21 protein-coding genes are annotated in these 21,207 nt (G+C 64.4%); 6 read left to right on the top strand and 15 right to left on the bottom strand.

Annotated features, from left to right (window positions below; all coding sequences use genetic code 11):
• The first annotated feature begins 276 nt into the window (after positions 1-276).
• Complete coding sequence (locus IAG25_RS36710) at positions 277-1,473, top strand: acetyl-CoA C-acetyltransferase (RefSeq protein WP_187609241.1); 1,197 nt, start codon at positions 277-279, stop codon at positions 1,471-1,473.
• Positions 1,474-1,607: 134 nt separating this feature from the next.
• Entirely contained in the window at positions 1,608-2,756 is a 1,149-nt protein-coding gene (locus IAG25_RS36715; protein ID WP_187609242.1) for a porin, read from the top strand.
• 42 nt (positions 2,757-2,798) lie between these two features.
• Here IAG25_RS36715 and IAG25_RS36720 read toward each other — a convergent pair whose 3' ends face one another.
• Genes IAG25_RS36720 through IAG25_RS36730 form a run of 3 tightly spaced genes read right to left on the bottom strand, consistent with a single transcriptional unit; the run spans position 2,799 to position 4,601 of the window.
• Positions 2,799-3,206 (bottom strand): YybH family protein, encoded by a 408-nt coding sequence (locus IAG25_RS36720; RefSeq protein ID WP_187609243.1) that lies wholly within the window; start codon positions 3,204-3,206, stop codon positions 2,799-2,801.
• Entirely contained in the window at positions 3,206-3,463 is a 258-nt protein-coding gene (locus IAG25_RS36725) for a hypothetical protein (RefSeq protein WP_309244007.1), read from the bottom strand. Before IAG25_RS36725 ends, IAG25_RS36720 begins: the two co-directional genes overlap by 1 nt.
• Positions 3,447-4,601 (bottom strand): acyl-CoA dehydrogenase family protein, encoded by a 1,155-nt coding sequence (locus IAG25_RS36730; protein WP_187609279.1) that lies wholly within the window; start codon positions 4,599-4,601, stop codon positions 3,447-3,449. The genes IAG25_RS36725 and IAG25_RS36730 overlap by 17 nt, the downstream gene beginning before the upstream one ends.
• 250 nt (positions 4,602-4,851) lie before the next feature.
• Between IAG25_RS36730 and IAG25_RS36735 the strand changes: the two genes are divergently transcribed.
• The gene (locus IAG25_RS36735) at positions 4,852-5,757 is read left to right on the top strand and encodes an SDR family oxidoreductase (RefSeq protein ID WP_375336567.1); all 906 of its coding nucleotides are present in this window, start codon (positions 4,852-4,854) and stop codon (positions 5,755-5,757) included.
• A 16-nt stretch (positions 5,758-5,773) separates the two neighbouring features.
• Entirely contained in the window at positions 5,774-6,652 is an 879-nt protein-coding gene (locus IAG25_RS36740; protein ID WP_255504230.1) for a MaoC/PaaZ C-terminal domain-containing protein, read from the top strand.
• Positions 6,653-6,691: 39 nt separating this feature from the next.
• Here the strand turns inward: IAG25_RS36740 and IAG25_RS36745 are convergent, their stop codons facing one another.
• The 5 genes from IAG25_RS36745 to IAG25_RS36765 all read right to left on the bottom strand — a co-directional run bounded on the left by IAG25_RS36745 (position 6,692) and on the right by IAG25_RS36765 (position 12,244).
• On the bottom strand, positions 6,692-8,365 hold the full coding sequence (locus IAG25_RS36745) for an electron transfer flavoprotein-ubiquinone oxidoreductase (RefSeq protein WP_187609246.1): 1,674 nt from the start codon (positions 8,363-8,365) through the stop codon (positions 6,692-6,694).
• A 29-nt stretch (positions 8,366-8,394) separates the two neighbouring features.
• Positions 8,395-9,579 carry a CaiB/BaiF CoA transferase family protein gene (locus IAG25_RS36750; protein WP_187609247.1) on the bottom strand — a complete coding sequence of 395 codons (1,185 nt, stop codon included), beginning with the start codon at positions 9,577-9,579 and terminating at the stop codon, positions 8,395-8,397.
• Positions 9,580-9,593: 14 nt separating this feature from the next.
• Positions 9,594-10,439, bottom strand: coding sequence for an enoyl-CoA hydratase/isomerase family protein (locus tag IAG25_RS36755; RefSeq protein WP_187609248.1), 846 nt, complete (start codon positions 10,437-10,439; stop codon positions 9,594-9,596).
• Positions 10,440-10,593: 154 nt separating this feature from the next.
• Positions 10,594-11,382, bottom strand: a complete 789-nt coding sequence (locus IAG25_RS36760; RefSeq protein WP_187609249.1) for an IclR family transcriptional regulator — start codon at positions 11,380-11,382, stop codon at positions 10,594-10,596.
• 7 nt (positions 11,383-11,389) lie between these two features.
• Complete coding sequence (locus IAG25_RS36765; protein ID WP_187609250.1) at positions 11,390-12,244, bottom strand: IclR family transcriptional regulator; 855 nt, start codon at positions 12,242-12,244, stop codon at positions 11,390-11,392.
• 355 nt (positions 12,245-12,599) lie between these two features.
• On the opposite strand from IAG25_RS36765, the gene IAG25_RS36770 reads away from it, so the two are divergent.
• Positions 12,600-13,154: a DUF2889 domain-containing protein gene (locus IAG25_RS36770; protein WP_187609251.1), complete on the top strand. Its 555-nt coding sequence runs from the start codon at positions 12,600-12,602 to the stop codon at positions 13,152-13,154.
• A complete protein-coding gene (locus tag IAG25_RS36775; RefSeq protein WP_187609252.1) occupies positions 13,127-14,401 on the top strand; it encodes an acetyl-CoA hydrolase/transferase family protein in 1,275 nt (424 codons plus the stop codon). Before IAG25_RS36770 ends, IAG25_RS36775 begins: the two co-directional genes overlap by 28 nt.
• Here IAG25_RS36775 and IAG25_RS36780 read toward each other — a convergent pair.
• The 7 genes from IAG25_RS36780 to IAG25_RS36810 are packed head-to-tail and all read right to left on the bottom strand — an operon-like array spanning position 14,375 to position 21,086.
• On the bottom strand, positions 14,375-15,319 hold the full coding sequence (locus IAG25_RS36780) for a LysR family transcriptional regulator (RefSeq protein ID WP_187609253.1): 945 nt from the start codon (positions 15,317-15,319) through the stop codon (positions 14,375-14,377). The two genes, IAG25_RS36775 and IAG25_RS36780, sit on opposite strands and share 27 nt — an antisense overlap.
• A gap of 54 nt (positions 15,320-15,373) precedes the next feature.
• Positions 15,374-16,522, bottom strand: a complete 1,149-nt coding sequence (locus IAG25_RS36785; RefSeq protein ID WP_187609254.1) for a CaiB/BaiF CoA transferase family protein — start codon at positions 16,520-16,522, stop codon at positions 15,374-15,376.
• Positions 16,512-17,738, bottom strand: a complete 1,227-nt coding sequence (locus IAG25_RS36790) for a CaiB/BaiF CoA transferase family protein (protein ID WP_187609255.1) — start codon at positions 17,736-17,738, stop codon at positions 16,512-16,514. Before IAG25_RS36790 ends, IAG25_RS36785 begins: the two co-directional genes overlap by 11 nt.
• Positions 17,739-17,760: 22 nt before the next feature.
• On the bottom strand, positions 17,761-18,180 hold the full coding sequence (locus IAG25_RS36795) for a Zn-ribbon domain-containing OB-fold protein (protein WP_187609256.1): 420 nt from the start codon (positions 18,178-18,180) through the stop codon (positions 17,761-17,763).
• Positions 18,181-18,190: 10 nt separating this feature from the next.
• Positions 18,191-19,402 (bottom strand): thiolase family protein, encoded by a 1,212-nt coding sequence (locus IAG25_RS36800; RefSeq protein WP_187609257.1) that lies wholly within the window; start codon positions 19,400-19,402, stop codon positions 18,191-18,193.
• An 11-nt stretch (positions 19,403-19,413) separates the two neighbouring features.
• A complete protein-coding gene (locus tag IAG25_RS36805) occupies positions 19,414-19,911 on the bottom strand; it encodes a MaoC family dehydratase (protein WP_035499213.1) in 498 nt (165 codons plus the stop codon).
• 29 nt (positions 19,912-19,940) lie between these two features.
• The gene (locus IAG25_RS36810; RefSeq protein WP_187609258.1) at positions 19,941-21,086 is read right to left on the bottom strand and encodes an acyl-CoA dehydrogenase family protein; all 1,146 of its coding nucleotides are present in this window, start codon (positions 21,084-21,086) and stop codon (positions 19,941-19,943) included.
• Positions 21,087-21,207: the final 121 nt, after the last annotated feature.

A 21,207-nucleotide genomic window follows, 5' to 3' on the forward strand; every position in this document is an offset into this window, starting at 1 on the left:
GAGATGAAGCCGGAAACCGGAACCTGGAACGAGGCCCGATCATTGTCGCTCCAATCCTGAGCGGCAGGGCAATGCCCGTCAACGCGGCACGCGAGCATGTTCCGTGCAACGAAACGGCATCGCGAACGCGCGCGACGCTCGCATAGGGCGCAACCCGCATATCGCATTCGACGTGCTATCGAAGTACGGAAATGTCTCTCGTCCTGCGTTGACGAAGGTATCGTGCGGCTCGCATCGTGCACGTACTTATCCGATATTCACATCGAAGGACGATTCATGAGACGAGCAGCCATTGTTGCACCCGTGCGAACGCCCGTCGGCGCGTTCGGCGGCAGCCTGCGCGGCGTACCGGTCGAAGACCTGACCCGGCCCGTGATCCAGGCTGTGCTCGAACGCACGCGCATCGATCCCGCGCGCATCGACGATGTCGTGTTCGCGCAGTCGTATGCGAACGGCGAGACGCCGTGCATCGGCAGATGGGCGGCGCTCAATGCGGGGCTGCCAGTCAGCGTGCCGGGCATGCAGCTCGACCGGCGCTGCGGCGGCGGATTGCAGGCCATCGTCACCGCCGCGATGATGGTGCAAAGCGGCGCCGCCGATGTCGTGCTGGCGGGCGGCGTGGAAAGCATGAGCAACATCGAGTACTACACGACCGACATGCGCTGGGGCAAGCGCTCGGGCTCGGTGCGCTTTCACGATCGGCTGGAGCGCGGCCGCGAGCGCTCGCAGCCGGAAGATCGCTTCGGCTATATCTCGGGCATGGTGGAAACCGCCGAGAATCTCGCGCGCGAATACGGCATCACGCGGGCCGAAGCCGATGCATTCGCGGCGTCGAGTCATCAGCGCGCGGCCGCGGCGTGGGAAGCAGGCAAGTTCGACGATGAAGTCGTGCCCATCGCGGTGCCGCAGCGGAAGGGCGACCCGCTCATGTTCACGCGCGACGAAGGCATCCGCGCCGACACGACCGCCGATTCCCTCGCCCGCCTCAAGCCGATCATGAAGGAGGGCGTGACGACGGCAGGCAACGCGAGCCAGCAGAACGACGCGGCGGCCGCGTGCCTGATCGTCGCGGAAGACAAGCTGGATGCGCTCGAACTTGCGCCGCACGGCTATCTCGTCGGCTGGGCCGCGGCGGGATGCGAGCCCGCGACGATGGGCATCGGCCCGGTTCCCGCCGTCGAACGACTCTTCGCGCGCACCGGCTTTTCGTTCGATCGCATCGATCTGGTGGAACTGAACGAGGCATTCGCCGCGCAAGCGCTCGCCGTGCTGAAAGGCTGGCAATGGGACGACCGCGAACGGCTGAACGTGAACGGTTCGGGCATCTCGCTCGGGCACCCTATCGGCGCGACCGGCGTGCGCATGATGACCACGCTGCTCAACGAACTGCGGCGGCGCGGCGCGCGCTATGGCCTCGAAACCATGTGCATCGGTGGCGGTCAGGGGCTCGCGGCGATCTTCGAAGCAGCATGAGCAACCGAACCTGAATCTGCACCGTTAGCGCGTTCGACAGCCTGACGGTGTCTACGCATGTCCATTAATTCGTCATCCGAAATAGATTCCCATAACCAGCAGTCGAAGTCCTACAAAATCAAGGAGACACGTCAGTGAAAAGGCATCTTTTGTCGGTCGCGGTAATCAGCAGCGTTGCGGGCGCGGCGCACGCGCAAAGCAGCGTGACCTTGTACGGTCTCGTCGATGCGGGCGTGAACTACGTCAGCAACGACAACGGCAAAGCAAACTGGACGATGACGATGGGCGTACTGCAAGGCAACCGCTTCGGCTTCAAGGGCGTGGAGGATCTCGGCGGCGGAACCCGCGCGGTATTTCAGCTCGAAAACGGCTTCACCGGCGGCGGCGCGCTCGCGCAAGGCGGACGTCTCTTCGGACGGCAAGCATGGATGGGCATCGCCAACGATCGCTTCGGCTCGCTCACGATGGGCCGTCAATACGATTCCATCGTCGAATATATTCAGCCGTTGAGCGGCATTCCCTATACGGGTCTCGCGCATCCGTTCGACAATGACAATATGGACAACTCGTTTCGCGTGAACAACTCCGTCAAGTACACGAGCCCGAACTTCGGCGGTCTGAAGTTCGGCGGCATGTACGCGTTCAGCAACACCGCGACGACGGACAACGGCTCCGGCTTCGCGACGAACCGGCTGTGGAGTCTCGGCACGAGCTACACGCAAGGCAGGCTGTCTGTGGGCGCGGCGTATATGCATCTGAATGCGCCGAATGCGAATACGACGGGCGCGATCTCGGGCGATTACATCAACGTGACGACAACCTCGCCGCTGCATGCCGCCGGCCTCACCGGCGCGGTGATTCGGGAGGACGTGGCCGCGGCGGGCGTGACGTATCAGCTCACGCCTGTCACGCTCGGCTTCGTGTATAGCCACTCCAAGTTCTATTCCGCGAGCGATTCGCTCCGCTTCGACAACTACGCGGCGACGGCAAGCTGGCAGATCACGCCCGCGTTCATTCTCTCCAGCAACTACACCTACACGAACGGCCAGGCGCACAACTCGGATCTGAAGCCTCGATATCATCAGGCCGAGCTGATCGCCGATTACTTCCTCTCGAAACGCACCGATGTGTATCTGCTCGGCGCATGGCAGCATGCGGTCGGCGACGCGCCGGTCGCATCGATCGCGCCGGATACGTACGGCGCGGGCGGCACGTCCGCGCCCGATGCATCGACCACGCGCAATCAGGTGCTCGTGCGGCTCGCGATGCGTCACAAGTTCTGATCGGCTCGTTCATGCCGGCGCACGCGATGTGCGCCGGCATGTTCAGATCGGCGGCGATTCCGGCTCGTTGGAAAAATGATGTTGACGGATGCGCCACGCACCGTCGATCGATGCGATGACGAGCGTCGTGCGCAAGCGCGCTTTCGACGTCTTGTTCCCGGCAAGAGAGAATATGAATTCGCCGTATCCCTGCGCGAGAAAGCAGTCCGGACCCAGACGAATGAACTGCTGATCTGTCAATGCGAGCGTGGCCGATTCGATCACGCCACAATAAGACGCGAAATACGCGAGGATGCCCGCTTCTCCGATGGACTGCCCTTTTCGTCCGCCGAAGAACAACGCGTCCGGCGCATAGAGCGCACCGAATGCCTCCACGTTCCAGTCGCGCGCCGCCGCGTTCCATGCGGCTTCGACTTCGCCTAGAACCTCTGCTGCGACCCACTCGCTCATCACGCGATTCTCATCGTCAGGCGGCGCGGCGCGGGCGGGAACAGATGCCACGCGCCGTCGGCATGTTTGAAGAAACAGATCGCGACATCGCCGCTGGCGTCGCGGGCCTCGACCTGCACGCATCGCAGCCGCTCGCCGCGATGAATCGAGCGTACACGAAACGGAATCGCCCGGTTGGGTGTGATACAGCTTTCCACGGCATCACGCAGGGACTTTCGCGCGGACATCATGTCGCTCTCCTTACCCGCGCGCTTCACGCAGCATGTTGCGCGCGATGACCAGTTGCTGCACCTGCGTCGTGCCTTCGAAGATGCGGAACAGACGCACATCGCGGTAAAAACGTTCGATGCCGTATTCGCTCATGTAGCCCGCGCCGCCGTGAATCTGCACTGCGCGATCCGCGACACGCCCGCACATCTCCGATGCGAACAGCTTCGCGCACGATGCCTCCGTGCTCACGTTCAGACCGTCATCGCGACGGCGCGCGGCATCGAGAACCATGCAGCGCGCCGCATAGAGTTCGGCGCGGCTGTCCGCGAGCATCGCCTGCACGAGCTGAAACTCGCCGATGGCCTGCCCGAACTGCCTGCGTTCGATCGCGTATTGCACCGTGTCGTCGAGCATGCGCTGCGCGACCGCCACGCAGATCGCCGCGATATGGATGCGCCCTTTGTCGAGCACTTTCATCGCGGTTTTGAAGCCTTTTCCTTCCATGCCGCCGATCAGATTCGCGGCGGGCACGCGGCAGTTTTCGAAGATGACGTCGCACGTATGCGCGCCGCGTTGCCCCATCTTCTTGTCGCGCTTGCCGAAGCCGATGCCCGGCGTGCCCGCCTCGACGATGAACGCCGAGATGCCGCCGGAAGACTTGTCCTCGGGATCGGTGCGCGCCATCAGCGTGAAGACGCCCGCTTGCGGCGCGTTGGTGATGTAGCGCTTCGTCCCGTTGACGACGTAATGATCGCCGTCGCGTATCGCGGTGGTGCGCAGCGAGGCCGCATCGGACCCGGCTTCCGGCTCAGTCAACGCGAACGACGCGATGATCTCGCCCGTCGCGAGACGCGGCAGATACAGCGCCTTCTGTTCCTCGGTGCCGTCGAGCAGAATGCCCTGCGAGCCGATGCCTACCGTCGTGCCGATCAGCGAGCGGAACGCAGGCGATGCGCGCCCCAGCTCGAACATCGCGATCACTTCTTCTTCCATCGTCAGTTGCAGGCCGCCGTACGCTTCGGGGATGGTCAGCCCGAAGAGGCCCATCTCCTTCATGTCGCGAACGATGTCCTGCGGAATCTCGTCGCTCTCGGCCACGCGCTCCTCGTTGGGGATCAGGCGTTCACGAACGAAACGCGCGATGTTGTCGCGCAGCAGGTTCATCGTTTCGGTGTCGCGAATCATAGTCTTCAGTCTCTCCGGATGCTTCTGTGATGTGTTCATGCTGCGATTCGCGAGGCACCTGCGTCAACGGCATGTGAAGGCACGTTCCGTACTTCGATTGCGCGTCTTCCGCGCGTGCGCCGTGTTTCCCCGCGTGATCCTTTTCGATGTACGGAATGTCCTCGCGCATCGCGTTGACACGTATCGGCCGCGCGCTTCATCGTCGAAGTCAGGCAATCGGGATTCAACGGAGACACACATGACGAGCAGGATGATGGAAGGCAAGGTGGTGGTCGTATCGGGCGCGGGCGGCGGCATCGGCCGCGATATCGCGCTGCTGATGGCGCGTTACGGCGCGCGCGTGGTGGTCAACGATATCGGCGCTTCGCTCGAAGGCACGGGCCGCGACAGCACGCCGGGCGAGCGCGTCGTCGATGAGATTTGCGCGGCGGGCGGCGAAGCCGTGTCGAACACCGACAGCGTCGCGGAAAGCGGCGCGGGCGAGCGCATCGTCGAACAGGCGCTCGATGCGTTCGGGCGCATCGATTGCGTCGTGAACAACGCGGGGATTCTGCGCGACCGCTTCTTTCACAAGATGTCGGACGAAGAATGGGATGCCGTGCTGAAAGTGCATCTGTACGGCAGCTTCAATCTGAGCCGCGCCGCCGCGAACCGCTTCAAGGATCAGGAGAGCGGCACGTTCGTCCACATGACATCGACCTCGGGGCTGATCGGCAATCTCGCGCAGGCCAACTACAACGCGGCGAAGATGGGCATCGCGGGGCTTTCGAAATCCATCGCGCTCGATCTCGGCAGGTTCAAGGTGCGCTCGAACTGTATCGCGCCGTTCGCCTGGAGCCGCATGGTCAGCTCCATTCCCACCGACACGCCCGAGCAGGCGGCGCGCGTCGAAAAGATCAGGCAGATGACGCCCGCGAAGATCGCGCCGCTCGCGGTCTATCTCGCAAGCGACGGCGCGCGCGATGTGAACGGCCAGATCTTCACCGTGCGCAACAACGAAATCTTCCTGATGAGCCAGCCGCGCCCCGTGCGTTCCGTGCATCAGAGCGAGGGCTGGACGCCCGAATCCATCGCGGAGCACGGCATGCCCGCGCTGAAGTCGTCGTTCGTGCCGATGGACCGCTCCGGCGATGTCTTCAGCTGGGACCCGGTGTGACGCGACGGAGACTGACTTGGCAATCGATTATCAGAAGTTGAAGAACTGGCCGTTCGACGATGTGCGCCAGACCTACACCGAGCGCGATAGCGCGCTGTATGCGCTGAGCGTCGGCTTCGGCGTCGATCCGCTCGACACGCGCGCGCTGAAGTTCACCTACGGCCCGGAGATGGCCGTCGCGCCGACGATGGCCGCCGTGCTCGGCTTTCCCGGACAGTGGATGCGCGACCCCGAGAGCGGCATCGATTACGTGAAGGTCGTGCATGGCGAGCAGCGCGTGACGCTCATGCGGCCTTTGCCTGCTGCCGCGACGATCATCGGGCGCACGCGCGTGCAATCGATCGTCGACAAGGGCGAAGGCAAGGGCGCGCAAGTGCTGATGTCGCGCGATGTCATCGATGCATCGAACGGTGAAGTGCTGGCGCGCGTCGAGCAGTTGAACTTCTGCCGTGGCGATGGCGGCTTCACCGCACGCGGTCAGCCGCACGATGCGCCGCTGCCCACGCCTTCGGCCGTGCCGGAAACGCAGGCGGATATCGTCTGCGATCTGCCCGTGCGTGCGGAAGGCGCGTTGCTGTATCGGCTGAACGGGGATGTGAACCCCTTGCATGTCGATCCCGCGACGGCGCGTGCGGCCGGCTTCGAGCGCCCCGTGCTGCATGGACTGGCGACGTACGGCATCGCCGGTCACGCGATTCTGCGCGCGGTGTGCGGCTACGATGCATCGCGTCTCGGGATGCTCTACGCGCGCTTCTCGTCGCCGGCGTTTCCGGGCGAAACGATACGCGTCGAAATATGGCGTCAGTCGGCGACGACGCTGCGGTTTCGCGCGCGATCGGTGGAACGCGATGTCGTCGTGCTCAACACCGGCGAAGCTGAAATCACCGAAGCCTGAGCGCAACGCGTGCCCGATTCCATCGGGCACGAGCGTCGATCACATGTTCGGATAGTTTGGCCCGCCGCCGCCTTCGGGCGTCACCCACACGATGTTCTGCGTGGGGTCCTTGATATCGCATGTCTTGCAGTGAACGCAGTTCTGCGCGTTGATCTGCAGGCGATCCTCCTGCGCATCGTTCTTCACGAATTCATACACGCCAGCGGGACAGAAGCGCGCTTCCGGGCCCGCATACGTGCGCAGATTGATATCGACCGGAATGCGCGCATCTTTCAACGTGAGATGCGCGGGCTGGTTCTCTTCATGATTCGTGTTCGAGATGAACACCGAGGACGATCGATCGAACGTGAGCTTGCCATCCGGCTTCGGATACGCGATCGGCGTGCACTGCGAAGCGGGCTTGAGCGTCTCGTGATCCCAATGCCGGTGATGCAGCGTCCACGGCGCGTTGCCGCCCAGCACCTTTTGCTCGATGCCCACCATCAGCGTGCCGAGGTAAAGTCCCTTGCTCATCCATTGCTTGAAATTGCGCGCGCGATACAACTCGTCGTGCAGCCACGAAGCCTTGAACGATGCGGGATAAGCGGCGAGTTCGTCCGATCGCCGCCCGGCCTGCACCGCATCGAAGGCGGCGTCGGCGGCCAGCATGCCGGTCTTGATCGCCGCATGCGAGCCCTTGATGCGCGATGCGTTGAGAAAGCCCGCATCGTCGCCGACGAGCGCGCCGCCCGGAAACACGAGCTTCGGCAAGGACATCAGCCCGCCCGCCGTGATCGCGCGCGCGCCGTACGACACGCGCTTGCCGCCTTCGAGAAACGTGCGGATCGCCGGATGCGTCTTGTAGCGCTGAAATTCCTCGAATGGCGAGAGATACGGATTCGAATACCCGAGTCCGACGACGAAGCCGACCATCACCTGGTTGCCGTCGAGGTGATAGAGAAACGAACCGCCGTAGGTGTCGCGATCGAGCGGCCAGCCGGCGGTATGAATGACGAGACCGGGCTTGTGCCGCGCGGGATCGATCTCCCACAACTCCTTGATGCCGATGCCGTACACCTGCGGATCGGCGCCGTCGCGCAACCTGAAACGCTCGGATAGCTGCCGTCCGAGATGACCGCGCGCGCCTTCGCAGAACAGCGTGTATTTCGCGTGGAGTTCCATGCCGAGCTGGAAGTTTTCGGTCGGCTCGCCATTCCGGCCGACGCCCATGTTGCCCGTCGCGACGCCCTTTACCGAACCGTCATCGTGATAGAGCACTTCGGCTGCGGGAAAGCCCGCGAATATTTCGACGGCCAGTGCTTCCGCATGCTGACCGAGCCAGCGCGTGAGATTCGCGAGGCTGATCACGTAGTTGCCGTGGTTCCTGAAGTTATCCGGCAGCGCCCAGTTCGGCACGGAACGCGCGCCGGATTCGGACAGGAACAGAAAGCGGTCTTCCGTCACGGCGACATCGAGCGGCGCGCCTTGCGCTTTCCAATCCGGGATGAGTTCATCGAGCGCGCGCGGGTCCATCACCGCGCCCGACAGGATATGCGCGCCGATCTCCGAGCCTTTCTCCAGCACGCAGACGCCGAGTTCGACGCCCCGCTCCGCCGCGCGCTGCTTGAGTCGAATCGCGGCGGACAATCCGGCCGGTCCGCCGCCGACGATCACCACGTCGTAGTCCATCGATTCGCGTGGACCGTATTGTTCGAGGACATTCGTTTGAGACATGAGCTTCGACTTCCCGATACATGAAGACTTCACGCCACGCCGAGTTCGCGCAGCGCCTGAATTTGCGCGTCGCCGTAGCCGGCTTCGTGCAGGATCTCCGTCGTGTGCTCGCCGATGGTCGGCGGCCGCGATTCGATCGAAGGCGGCGTGCGCGACAGCATCGCCGGCGATACGACGATCGGCGCCTTGCGCGCAAGCCCCGGATAATCCACCCAGTCGAACGCATGCGAAGCGTGGATCGCCGGATCGTCGAGCGCCTCGCGCGGCGAATAGACGGGGCCTGCGGGAATGCGCGCCGCTTCGAGCGCGGCGAGCGCTTCCTCGCGCGTGCGCGACGCACACCACGCCGACATCATCTCGCTCAGCGCCGCGCCGTTTTCGCCGCGCCGCAGGTCGTCGGTGAAACGCGGATCGTCCATCAGCGCGGGATCGCCGATCATGCGCACCCAGCGCCTGAAAAGCGGCTGCCCGATCACCTGCACGATGATCCATCCATCGCGCGTGCGGAAGATGTCGGACGGTCCGTGTATCGGGCTGCGATTGCCGGTCGCCTGCCGGTCGATGGAGAGCACCGCTTCCTCGATCAGCGCGCCGCTCGCGAACATCAGCGCGGTTTGCAGCAACGACGCCTCGACCACCTGCCCCTTGCCGCTCGTGCGCCGCTCGTAAAGCGCCATCACGGTGCCGAGCGCACACGACAGCGCGGTCGCGAAATCGACGACCGGCACCATCGCCTTGGCCGGGCTTTCCGGCGTGCCCGACATGTAGACCGCGCCGCTCATCGCCTGGCCGACGCCATCGAAACCGACGCGATTCGCCGCATCCGCATGCGATCCGAACGCGGACGACGCCGTGAGAATGATGTCCGGTTTGATCGCGCACAGCGACTCGTAATCGAGGCCGAGATTGGCGAGCGTCGCGGGCGGCATGTTGGCGATGACGACGTCGGCGTCGCGAATCAGCCGCTTCACGACCTCGCGGCCCTGAGGATGATCGATATCGAGCGTGATCGAACGCTTGTTGCGGTTCGATTGCAGAAAGAACGCGCCCTCGCCGCTTTCCGTGACCGGCATGACGAAGCGGTCTTCGCTGCCGCCGACGCGATCGACGCGGATCACTTCAGCGCCGAAATCCGCGAGCAGCGCCGCGCAAAAAGGCCCTGCGATATAGCGCCCGAAATCGAGGACGCGAATGCCTTGAAGAACCTTGGCCATGTCGTGTCGTCCTCTCAGGCGCTGCGTGCGGGCGAAACCGGCGTGGTCACCGGGAACGCGGGCGCGCGCTTCTCGCGGAACGACGCCACGCCTTCGCGCACTTCCGCGCCGCCGAAGCCGAACATCTCCAGCGCGAGCGATGCATCGAATGTGGGGCCCGCCTGACGCAGCCAGTTGTTCAGCGCGTACTTGGTCAGCCGCACCGCCGAAGGCGCGCCGTTCATGAGGCGCGTGGCGATGGAAAGCGCGGTGTCCTGAAGCTCGGCATCGTCCACGGCGAGCGATACGAGACCGATCTGTTCCGCCTTCTCGCCGCTCACCGGCTCGCACAGCATCAGGTGATACTTCGCCTTCGCCATGCCGCACAGGAGCGGCCAGATGATCGCCGCATGATCGCCGGCTGCGACGCCGAGGCGCGTATGCCCGTCGACGAGTCTCGCGGAACGCGCCGCAACCGATATATCCGCGAGCAGCGCCGCGACCAGCCCCGCGCCGACAGCCGATCCGTGTATCGCCGAGACGATCGGCTTCGAGCAGTTGATGATGTTGTAGACCAGATCCTTCGATTCGCGCCACACGCGCACGCGCGCATCGAAGGAGTCGATCATTTCCTCGACCATGTCGAAGTCGCCGCCCGCCGAGAACGCGCGGCCCGCGCCGCACAGGATCACGGCGCTCGTTTCCGCGTCTTCATCGACATCGCGCCAGACGCGCGCGAGTTCGTCGTGGCCGCGCGCGTCGAGCGCGTTGAGCCGTTCGGGGCGATTCAGCGTGATGCGCAGCACGCCGCGCGCGGGACGATCGAATGCGAGCACGCCATACGACGCATAAGACACGTTGGACTTCACAGGCTCCGACATGGATTCTTCCTTTCTCTCTGGAATTCGTTGAATCCATCGTGACGACCGCGACCGATAGCGTCAACGCGATGCGCCGCGTTGTTCCGTACGTCGAAACCGGCTCTGCTGCGTGCTGTCTCGCGCGTGAGTCGGAAGCGGATTCCGAAGTACGGAATCACGGCTCGCAATCGACATCCGCGAGCAGTTCGGTAAGCCTGTGCCCTGCCGCGTGAAGCGCGGGAATGGCGCGCTTGCGGATCGCGGTCATGTCGGGTTCGAGTTCGACCGCGCCGCAGTTGAGCGACATCAGCGTGCGCGTGCGTCCCACTGTCAGCGGCAACGCGATGCCATACGCATTGCGCTGATATTCGCCGACCGCCATGCAAACGCCCGTCGTGCGCAGGTCCTCGAACGCGGTGTCGAGATTCTTGCGCACGATGTCGGCGTTCTTGCCCGGCGTCGCGAGAATCGCGGCGATGCGTTCGCGGCGTTGCGATTCGGGCAGCGCGTACAGATGCGCGCGCCCGACCGAGGTCGTTTCCATCGGCAGCAAGGTGCCGACGCCGAGCCGCAAGGTCGCGATCCGCGCGCTCGTCCTGCACGCGATATACAGCATGTCGAGATGATCGGGCACCGCGAGCGCGACGCACAGTTCCAGCTTGTCGGCGAGCGTCTGAAGAAACGGATTGACGAGACGCGTGACGGGGCTCGCTTCGAGATAGGCATGCCCGATGCTCAACGCGCCCGCGCTCAGCTCGAACTGCCGCCCGCCGCTCACGCGCCGCAGAAAGCCGATGCGGATCAGCGTTGCGGTGATGCGCGACACCGTCGCTTTCGGAAAACCGGTGCGGCGCACGAGTTCCGCGTTCGACAGAGGCGCACGATCGGCGCGAAACGCGCGCAACACTTCGAGCCCGCGTTCGACGGTTAGCGTGACGGGCGTGGTATCGGCTGGGGTGGTCATCGTCGCCTCAATCGTCGAAAAGCACCTGCTCCTGCAGATGCTGCGCCGCCGCCACGAGACGCGGCCCGAGTTCACGTTCGACGCGCGCGCGCCCGAGCTTCGCGCTCGGCCCGATGCACGCCAGCACGAGCGGCGTCTGATCGCGAATCACGAGCGGCGCCGCGACGATCGCGAGATCCGGCTCCCATTCGCCGAGCGACGTGCAATAGCCCGCGTTATGCGTCTGCGAAATGCCTTCGCTGATGCGCCGCCGCAAATGCGGCCAGTCTCGCCCCGCCCTGCGCTCGACATTTCCGAGCAGATAGAAGCGTTCGAGTTCGGGCAGCGCGGCGAGCAGCGCCCAGCCCATCGGCGATGACGCGATGCGCAGCCGCGCGCCCGCATGAAGTTCGAGATCGATCGTCGCGGGCTTGCTCGCGCATGTTTCGAGGACGATCACATCGAGACGGTCACGCGCGGCGAGCACGACGTAGGTTCCGCTCGCATCGGCGAAAGACTGCATTTCGAGGCGCGCGAGGCGCTGCACGCTCGAATGCGCGATGGCCGCATAGCCGAGCGAAAGAACGGATGCCGCGAGCCGGTATTTGCGCTGCGCCGGCGAATAATGCAGATACCCGAGCGCCACCAGCGAACGCACCATGCGCGACACGGTCGGCGCGGGAATGCCTGTTTCGAAGACGATTTCCTGATTGCCGAGCCACGGCTCCTGCGGCGTGAACGCGCCGAGTATCGCGAGGCTGCGGGCGAGCGGCACGACCATCGCCGCGCCCGTCTGCTCGCGCGACGCATGCGCGCTGTCCGACAGCGCCGAATCCCAACGCGTCTGATGTGTTCCGGCACTGCGGCTCGGCTGCGTCGACATGATTCACTCCTTCTTCATGCTCTCGATTACAGGTTTTCGCGTCGAGAACGTCAACCGGTTGGCGAATGTGTTCCGTACTTTGGAAGGCTCATTTTCCCTGCGAAATGCCGTTCAAACAGTGTGCGCCGAACGATCGTTCGGCTGTGAGCGCTTTGCAATGTACGGATAGGCCGATCGCATCGCCATCATTTACCTAACGTTTGTTACCCTATCGCTTGTTCGGTCAGGCCACCATCGGGTAATGCCCTCGTTCAATATCCGCGAGACGCTTTCAAACTACGGAACACGCGCGCTCCTGGCGTGGACATCGCATGAAGAAGCCGCTTATCGTGAGAACAGCATACGAGGCGAACCCATGACGATTCCACACGACGACGTCAAGCGCGAAGAGATTCATCATCGCCAGATCGACATGCGCGGATACCGGCGCGGCGATGGGCTGTTCGAAGCGAGCGCGATTCTCATCGATTCCAAGTCGCACGATTTCACGCCGCCCGGCGGCGCGCGCACGGCACGCAGCCATACGCCGATTCACGACATGGGCGTGACGCTCATCTTCGACGCGGACATGATCGTACGCGACGTGCGCACATTCATCCGCGCGCATCCCTACGATACGTGCCCCGGCGGCGGCGATTCGCTTCGCGCGCTGATCGGCCTGCGCATCGGCGCGGGCTGGAACAGCGAGGTGCGCAAGCGTCTGCCATCGTGCGACACGTGCACGCATCTGAAGGAACTGCTCAGCCCGCTCGCGAGCACCGCATTCCAGACGATGGTGGGACTGCGGCCATCGGCATTGAACGACCGCAACAGCGACGGCAAGCCCGTCAAGATCGACAGTTGCCATGCCTACGGCGCGACGCGCGATCTCGTGAAGCGCTTATGGCCCGACCATCACACGCCGACATGAATCTCTCCGCGCTGATCCGCCCCGGCGATACCGTCATGTGGGGCCAGTCCCACGCCGAACCCGTCACGCTGATGCGCGCGCTCGTCGAAGAGCGGCATCGCATCGGGCGTGTGCGGCTCTTTCTCGGCATCGGCCTCTCTGACGTGCTCGCGCCCGAACACGCCGACGCCTTCGACTTTCTGGCGTACTGCGGCAGCGGCGCCAACCGGACGCTCGCGCGCGCGGGCGTGCTCGACATTCTTCCCGCGCACTATTCGCAGCTTCCGCAACTCGTGCAGAGCGGTGCCTTGCGTGTCGATGTCGTCATGCTTCAGGTATCGCCGCCCGATGCGCTCGGGCGCCATTCGCTCGGCCTCGCGCGCGAATATCTGGTCGAAGCGTTGAAGGGCGCGCGCACGATCATCGGCGAAGTGAATCGCGACGTGCCCTGGACGCATGGCGGGCCCTATCTGCGCGAATCGGACTTCGATCTGCTCGTCGAATCGGATGCCGCGTTTGCAAATCCACCCGCGAGCGCGCCGGGTCCTGTCGAAATTGCCATCGGGAAAAACGTGGCGAGTCTCATCGAAGACGGCGCGACCTTGCAGACCGGCATCGGCGCCATTCCCGACGCGGTGCTCTCGCAACTGATGGACCGCCGCGATCTCGGCGTGCACACGGGCAGCATCGGCGACGGCATCGCGACGCTATGCGAAGCGGGCGTCGTCACGAACGCCAGGAAGGCGATCGATGCGGGCGTCTGCGTGGGCGGCGTCATCATCGGCTCGGCGCGCGTGCGCCGGTTCGCGCATCGCAATCCCGCGTTGGAACTGCGCGGCACCGAGTACACGCACGACGCGAACGTGCTGCGGAGATTCGATCGTTTCGTCGCGATCAATTCCGCCGTCGAAGTCGATCTGACCGGGCAGGTGAACGCGGAAGTCGCGGCGGGAACGTATGTCGGCGCGGTCGGCGGCGCCGGCGATTTTCTGCGCGCGGCGCAGGCGAGCCGTGGCGGCGTGCCGATCATCGCGATGCCGTCGACCGCGGGCAAACACAGCCGCATCGTCGCGCGACTCGCCGGACCCGCTACGATCCCGCGCAGCGACGCGTGCGTGATCGTCACGGAATACGGCGTGGCCGACCTGCGCGGACTGTCGCTCGCGCAGCGTCTCTCGCGCATGATCGATGTCGCGCATCCCGATCATCGTGAAGCGCTGGAGCGGGAAGCACGCGACGCGTCATTGCGCGTCGTCGTGGCGCGTTGATTCGTCGCGCGGCTGATCGAGCAATTGCTGCATCAGCGCGCGCGTGGTCGGACTCGGGCTGCGGCCGCGCGGCGTCGCGATATGAATCCTGCGCACGGCCCACGGCTCCGCCAGTTCGATCACCGAAACGCGGTTCAGCAGTTCGTGGCCGAGAAAGCATTCGGGCTGCACGGTCACGCCGAGACCCGCCTGCACCAGACTGATCGCGACGCCCGCGCTGCGCACGCAATGGCGCGGCTCGAATTCCGTGCCGAGACGGCGCGCGGCCGCGCGAAACGCGCCGAGCATCGCATCGACGGTGACGAGTTGTTCCGGCAGCAATTCCTTGAACGTGACGCTCGAATGCGCGCTCAGCGGATGCCCTTGCGGCACGACCACGACCATCCGGTCATGCCGATACGGCGTGACATCGACGCCGCCGAGATCCAGCTCGTGCGCCGCCGCGAAAAGCCCGATATCCGCCTCGCCACGCGACACGGCGTGAATGATCTCGGCGTTTTCGAGTTCGTGCAGCACGAGATGCACGAGCGGATATTCGCGGCTGAACTCGCCCAGCTCGCGCGACAGAAACGGCACGTACACAGAACGCGCCGACGCGACCGTCAACTCGCCCTGCATGCCTTCCGTGAACGCGGCGATCTCGGCGCGCATGTCTTCGAGACTGCCGAAAATCGTGCGGATATAGCGCGCGAGCACGTTGCCCGCCGGACTCGCGACGACGCCTTTCGGGCTGCGTTCGAGCAGCTTGACGCCGGCGATGTCCTCGAGGTCCTGAATGCGCTTGGTCGCCGTCGATGCGGCGATGTTCTCGCGGATCGCGGCGAGGCCGATCTGTTGTTCCTCGACCGCGGAAAGAAAGAGCTTGAGCGTGAACAGATCGACCTGACGGATCAGGTGAAGCCGGTTGAAGGTTCCCATGTCTCCTCTCGCGCATCGCCGATGCGCTCATTGTGCGCTCTTTACAGGCGCTTTCTACTGGTGAACTTTCAGCAAGGCCTCCAGCCGGTCGTTGTCCGCGCCGATATCCCGCGCCGCGTGCAAGGGCGGCGGCCGCTTGCCTTCGAACGACAGCGGCAGCCCGACCAGACCGATCTCATCGTCCGGCGGCGTTTCGATGATGCCGAGCGCCTTCGTCTGCGCGTGATGCACGAGTTCGTCGGTGGTCTGAACCGGCGCGACCGGCAGGCCCGCCGCCTGCAGGCGCGCCTGCCAGAACGCGCGCGTTTCCCGCGCGAGCCGCGCGCCGATCAGGCCGTCGATCTCCGCGCGATACTTCAGCCGCGCCGCGTTGGTCGCGAAGCGCTCGTCGCGCGCCCATTCGGGATGATCGAGCGCGGCGCACAGCTTCGCGAAGAGCGCATCGTTGGCGGCGCTGATGATCAGATAGCCGTCCGCCGTCGGATAAGCCCGATGCGGCACGATGAACGCGACGCCCGAGCCGTGCCGTGCGCCGAGTTCGCCGTCGGCGCTGTAATTGGCGATGCCGACCGACATCCACGCGATCGCCGTCTCCAGCAGCGAGCTGCTGACGCTCGCGCCGCAATGCTTCGCCTGTCGCCGGTAGAGCGCCGCGAGAATGCCGATCACGGCCCACATCCCGGTGCCGAAATCGACGATGGACACACCCGCGCGCACCGGCGACTGCCCTTCCTCGCCCGTGATGCTCATGATGCCGGAGAACGCCTGCATCAGCGGATCGTAGCCGGGCAGATCGTTGAGCGGACCGGTGTGTCCGAACGCGCCGATCTCGCAATGGACCAGTTCGGGCTTGGTCACGCGCAGGCTGTCGGCGTCGAGGCCGTAGCCCGCGCTCGTGCCCGGCCGCAGGTTATGGATGAACACATCGGCATGTTCGGCGATGAGCTGATGCAGCATCCCGAGCTGCGCCTGATCCTTGATATCGATGCTGATGCAGCGCTTGCCCCGGTTGATCGCATGAAACGCGGCGCCGCTGCCCTTCCATGTGCTCGGCCCCCAGCCGCGCGAGGAATCGCCGCTCGGCCGCTCGACCTTCCACACTTCGGCGCCGAGCGCGGCAAGAATGCGGCCGCTGAACGGCGCGGACGCGCTGTCGCTCAACTCCACCACCACGACGCCCGACAAAGGCAGGTCACGTAGCATGTTCGTTCTCCGGTTGTGCCCGTTGCGCGGCCCACGCGCCGCCGGACAGCAGGATTGCTTCGATCTCGTCGCGCGAAAAACCGTATTCGTCCAGCAACTGCTCGGTGTGTTCCCCGAGGCGCGGCGCGGGATGACGCAACGCGGGCGCGCTCTCGCTCCATCGCTGGGGAATGCCGATGCCGCGCAGCCTGCCTTCCGACGGATGCTCCTGCTCTTCAAAGAAGCCGATCTGCTTCATGTGCGGATCGTCGAGCAGCGTCGCGGGCGTGTTCATCTCGATGACGGGAATGTCCGCTTCCACCAGCAGCTTCATCCACTGCGCGGTCGTCTTCGTTTCGAAGGTGCGCGCGAGATACGCGTACAGATCGGCGATATGCTGCGTGCGGCCGTGGATGTCGGCGTAGCGCGGATCGTCGGCCATCTCCGGATGCCCGCTCAGCACGAAGAAGCGTCGCCAGTGATGATCGGCATAGACGTTCACGCCGATATAGCCATCCAGCGTGCGATACGGACGGCGGTCGCCGTTCATCATGCGTGCGTAGCCCCAGTCGCCGATCGGCGGCACGAAGGTATGGCCGTAGAGATGATCGCCCATCACGAAGTGCGCAAAGGTTTCGAACATCGGCACCTCGACTTCCTGACCGACGCCGCTCTTCTCTCGTCGATACAGCGCCATCGATACCGCCGAGCACAATGCCATGCCGACGACTCGATCCGCGATCGCCGTCGCCACGTATTCGGGCTCGCCGCTCTTGCGCGCCTGCAGCACCGGCATGCCGACGCCGGCCTGAATCAGATCGTCGTAAGCCGGGCGATCCGCATACGGGCCGTTCTGCCCGAAGCCGAACGCACCGCAATACACGATGCGCGGATTCACCTCGCGCACATCCTCGTATGCGATGCCAAGCCGCGCCATCGATGCGGGCCGCAGGCTGTAGATCACTACATCGGCCTGCCGGATCATGCGTTGCAGCGCCGCCGCGCCGCGCTCGTGTTTCAGGTCGAGCACGATGCTGCGCTTGTTGCGGTTCAGATGCAGGAAGATCGCGCTCATGCCGCGATGCCTGCACGGTCCGACGCCGCGCGTCGTGTCGCCTTCGCGGGATTCGATCTTGCACACGTCCGCGCCCATGTCGGCGAGCAGAAGCGATGCGTACGGCCCCATGAAATTCGACGTGAGATCGAGAATGCGCACGCCGTCGAGTGGTCCTGCCATGACGTCTCCTCCAGCTTGTTCGTTATCGGTCGGACAGGACGAAGACCGGCATCTTCTGCGCGCCGCGCTCGACGATGCGCATCGTCACGCGCTCGCCGATGCGCACGGCGTCCGGTTCGGCATCGATCTGCGAGAACAGATAGTAGCCTTCGTCCATCTTGATGAAGCCGACTGTGTACGGCGTGATCGATGCCCACACGGGCGTCGGGCCGCGCATGATCGTGCTGTGCGACCAGACTTCGCCGCGCCCTTGCGAGCGTTCCCAGCCGAGCGATTGCGAACCGCAATGCGGGCAGTACGAATGCGCGGGCCACACGGCCTGCACGCAGCCGGCGCAGCGCTGAAACGTGAGTTCGTTCCCGGCGAGCGCGGCCCAGTACGGTTCGGCATCCGGAAGGCGGTAGGGTTGCGGCCAGCCCTGCGCCGAAATGGCTTCTGTCATGTGCGTTCTCTCAGGTCGTGGACGACAGCATCAGCACGGCGCCCGCCGCCAGCATGCCGCCCGCGCCCTGCACCAGCACGGTCTTCGGACGGTTTCTCGCGGCGAGGCCGAGCGGCGTGCCGCGCAACTGGCGGATCGCCTCGACGATGCTGTCCATGTTGCAGGAAATGCCCGGCTGCCCGAACGAGAGCCAGCCGCCGTTGGTATCGGTCGGCAGATCGCCGTCGATGCCGGTGCGGCCCTCGCGATACAAATCGATGCCGCGTCCCTTCTTCGCGAAGCCGAGGTCTTCCATCACGATCGGCCCCATGTGCGCGAAGTTGACGGAGATCTGCGTCATGTCGATATCCGATGGCGTGAGGCCGGACATCGCATAGGCCTGACGCGCCGCTTCGGCCGTCGCGGTGTGCGTGAGATTCGGGAACGCGCCGAGGCCTTCGAACTTGCAGCGGCGCATGTTCATGCGATCGGTCAGATACTCGTGCGTGCTCGCCGATCCGTAGCCGAGCACGTAGACGGGATCGCGTGCGTCCTTCACGTTGTCCGGCGATGTCACGATGAGCGCGCCGCCCGTGCCGCCGCCCCAGGTCGAGCACATCCAGCGGCGCAGCGGCGAGGCGACATACGGCGAACTCAAAACCTTCGCGCGATCGATCTCGCCGAACTTCGCCTTCGCCGCGTGCGGATGATGCCGCCCCCAGCGCTGATTCGCGATCACGACATCGGCGAGGTCGTCTTCCGTGATGCCGAACTCGTGAAAGTATCGGCACGCGGCCTGCGCATACAGCGCGGGAATGGTCGGGCCGTACGGAATCTCGAACTGCGGATCGGCGTCGGCTTCGGCGCCCATCGCGACGGCATCGACGAAAAGCTCGGTCGCATCGCTTTGCAGGCACAGCACGTACTCCGCGCGGCCGGCCGCGATCATCTGCGACGCGATGGCGATGGTCGATGTCAGCCCCGCGCCGTGCATCGTCACTTCGCTCGTGATGGTCACCGGCATCTGCATGTGCGAGATGAAGATGTTGCTCCACTGCGAGCGCTTGTCGGCCCACGGCGAGCGGCCGGTGAACACGGCATCGACTTGATCGCGACCGATGCCCGCGTCGGCGAGTGCGTTGTGCGTGGCTTCGGCCGCGAGCTGCAACGGGTCCTTGCGATTCGCGAGCGATGCATACGCATCGCCCATTCCGACGATCGCCGCGACGGGTTGAGGCGTCATGCTCGCTCTCCTCAGTCCTGAAGCTCGGGCTGCGATCCGGCGACGAGCGCGTCGAGATCGGCGCGCGTTCTCATCATCAGAAGGCTCCATTCGCTGCGCTGCACGACTTCGCCGCGCTGGTTGAACGCCTTGATCAGAAACGAGCCGACGCCGTACTTGTCGTCCTTCTCCTTCTTGCCGATGACTTCCGCGCTCACATAAACGGTGTCGCCGATCTTCACCGGATTGAGAAAGCGCATCTTGTCGACGCCGTAGTTCGCCTGAATCGCCGGGCCGAACTGCAGCAGGCCCGAGAGCAGCGAGAAGGTCAGCATGCCCTGCACGAGGCGCTCGCCCCAGCGCGTCTTCGATGCGTATTCGGTGTTCGAGTGAATCTCGATCCAGTTGCCGGTGAACATGCAGAACATGACCACATCGCTTTCGGTCACCGTGCGGCCCGCCGAGCGGAATTTCTGGCCGATCTCCAGTTCGTCCCACGGCACGTTGACGCTGTTATTGACGACGCTCATCGATATCTCCTGTGTGATTTTCGAGGGGTTCACTGACGCATCGATTTCGCGATGATCGTGCGTTGAATCTGCGACGTGCCGCCGCCGATGGTCGACTGAATGCTCTCGCGCAGATAGCGCTCCATGTCGGCCTCGGGCAGGTTCGCGTAGCCGCCCAGCACCTGCATGCCGGTGAGTGCGCATTCCTTGAGCGTCTCGGAGCCGTAGAGCTTGGCCATCGACACTTCGCGGCTGCACGGCAAGTGCGCGGCGGCCATTTGCGCAGCGCGATAGCAAAGCAGGCGCGCGGCATCGACCTTGGTCTGGCAATCGGCCAGCATGTGGCGGATCACCTGGAACTCGTACAGTTGCTTGCTGAACTGGATGCGCTCGTGCGCGTAGCGCGTGGCCGCGGTCACGGCCTGTTGCGCGTTGCCGGTGTAGGCCGCCGCGACCGCGCAGCGTTCCAGCTCCAGATGCTCGGTGATGATCTTCCAGCCCTGGCCGACATCGCCGAGCAGCGCATCGCCGGGCACGCGCGCTTCGTCGAGAAAGATTTCGGTGGTGCCCGTCGCGTGACGCGAAAGCGTCGGCAGCTTGTTGATGACGACGCCCTTGGTGTCGTTCGGAATCAGCAGCACGGACAGGCCGCCGTGCTTGTCGTCGTTGCCGGTACGCACCAGCATCGCGATGGTCGTGTCCTTCGCCGCCGCGCCGCTGCACCAGAGCTTCTGGCCGCTCACGATCCAGTCGCCGTTGCTGTCGCGACGCGCGCGCGTCTTCGTGTTGGCGGCATCGGAACCCGCGTCCGGCTCGGAGATCGACACCGAGAAGCGGATCTTGCCTTCGATGAAGGGCTTCACGTAACGCGCTTTCTGTTCCGGCGTGCCGAACTTGATGATGTTCATCGCCGTGAAGGTCGGCACGAGCACCGAGCACGCGAAGTCGAAGCCGAACTTGCCGAGACCTTCGGCCATCAGCGAGTAATCGAAAATGTCGCCGCCCGAGCCGCCCGCTTCTTCCGGAATCAGAATGCCGAGCCATCCCTGCTGCGCGATCTTCTCGTAGGCTTCGTACGGATACTGTCGTTCCATGTCGCACTTGCGCACGTAGTCGACGGTGATCTCGTTGTCCATGAACTTGTTGACGGTGTCGAGCCACATCGTTTGCGACTCGTCCAGAAAGTTTGCGGGCATGTCTTCTTGCTCCTCGTTGAATGACCGATGTATCGGTATTTGCAGGTTAGAGCGATGCAGACCGCGATCCAACTGGCGTTTTTCGAAGCCCGGTTTCGATGATGTCGAAGCGTGTTTCGCG

Origin of the sequence: Caballeronia sp. EK, from assembly GCF_014384845.1 — a bacterium.
GTDB classification, from domain to species: Bacteria; Pseudomonadota; Gammaproteobacteria; order Burkholderiales; family Burkholderiaceae; genus Caballeronia; species Caballeronia jiangsuensis.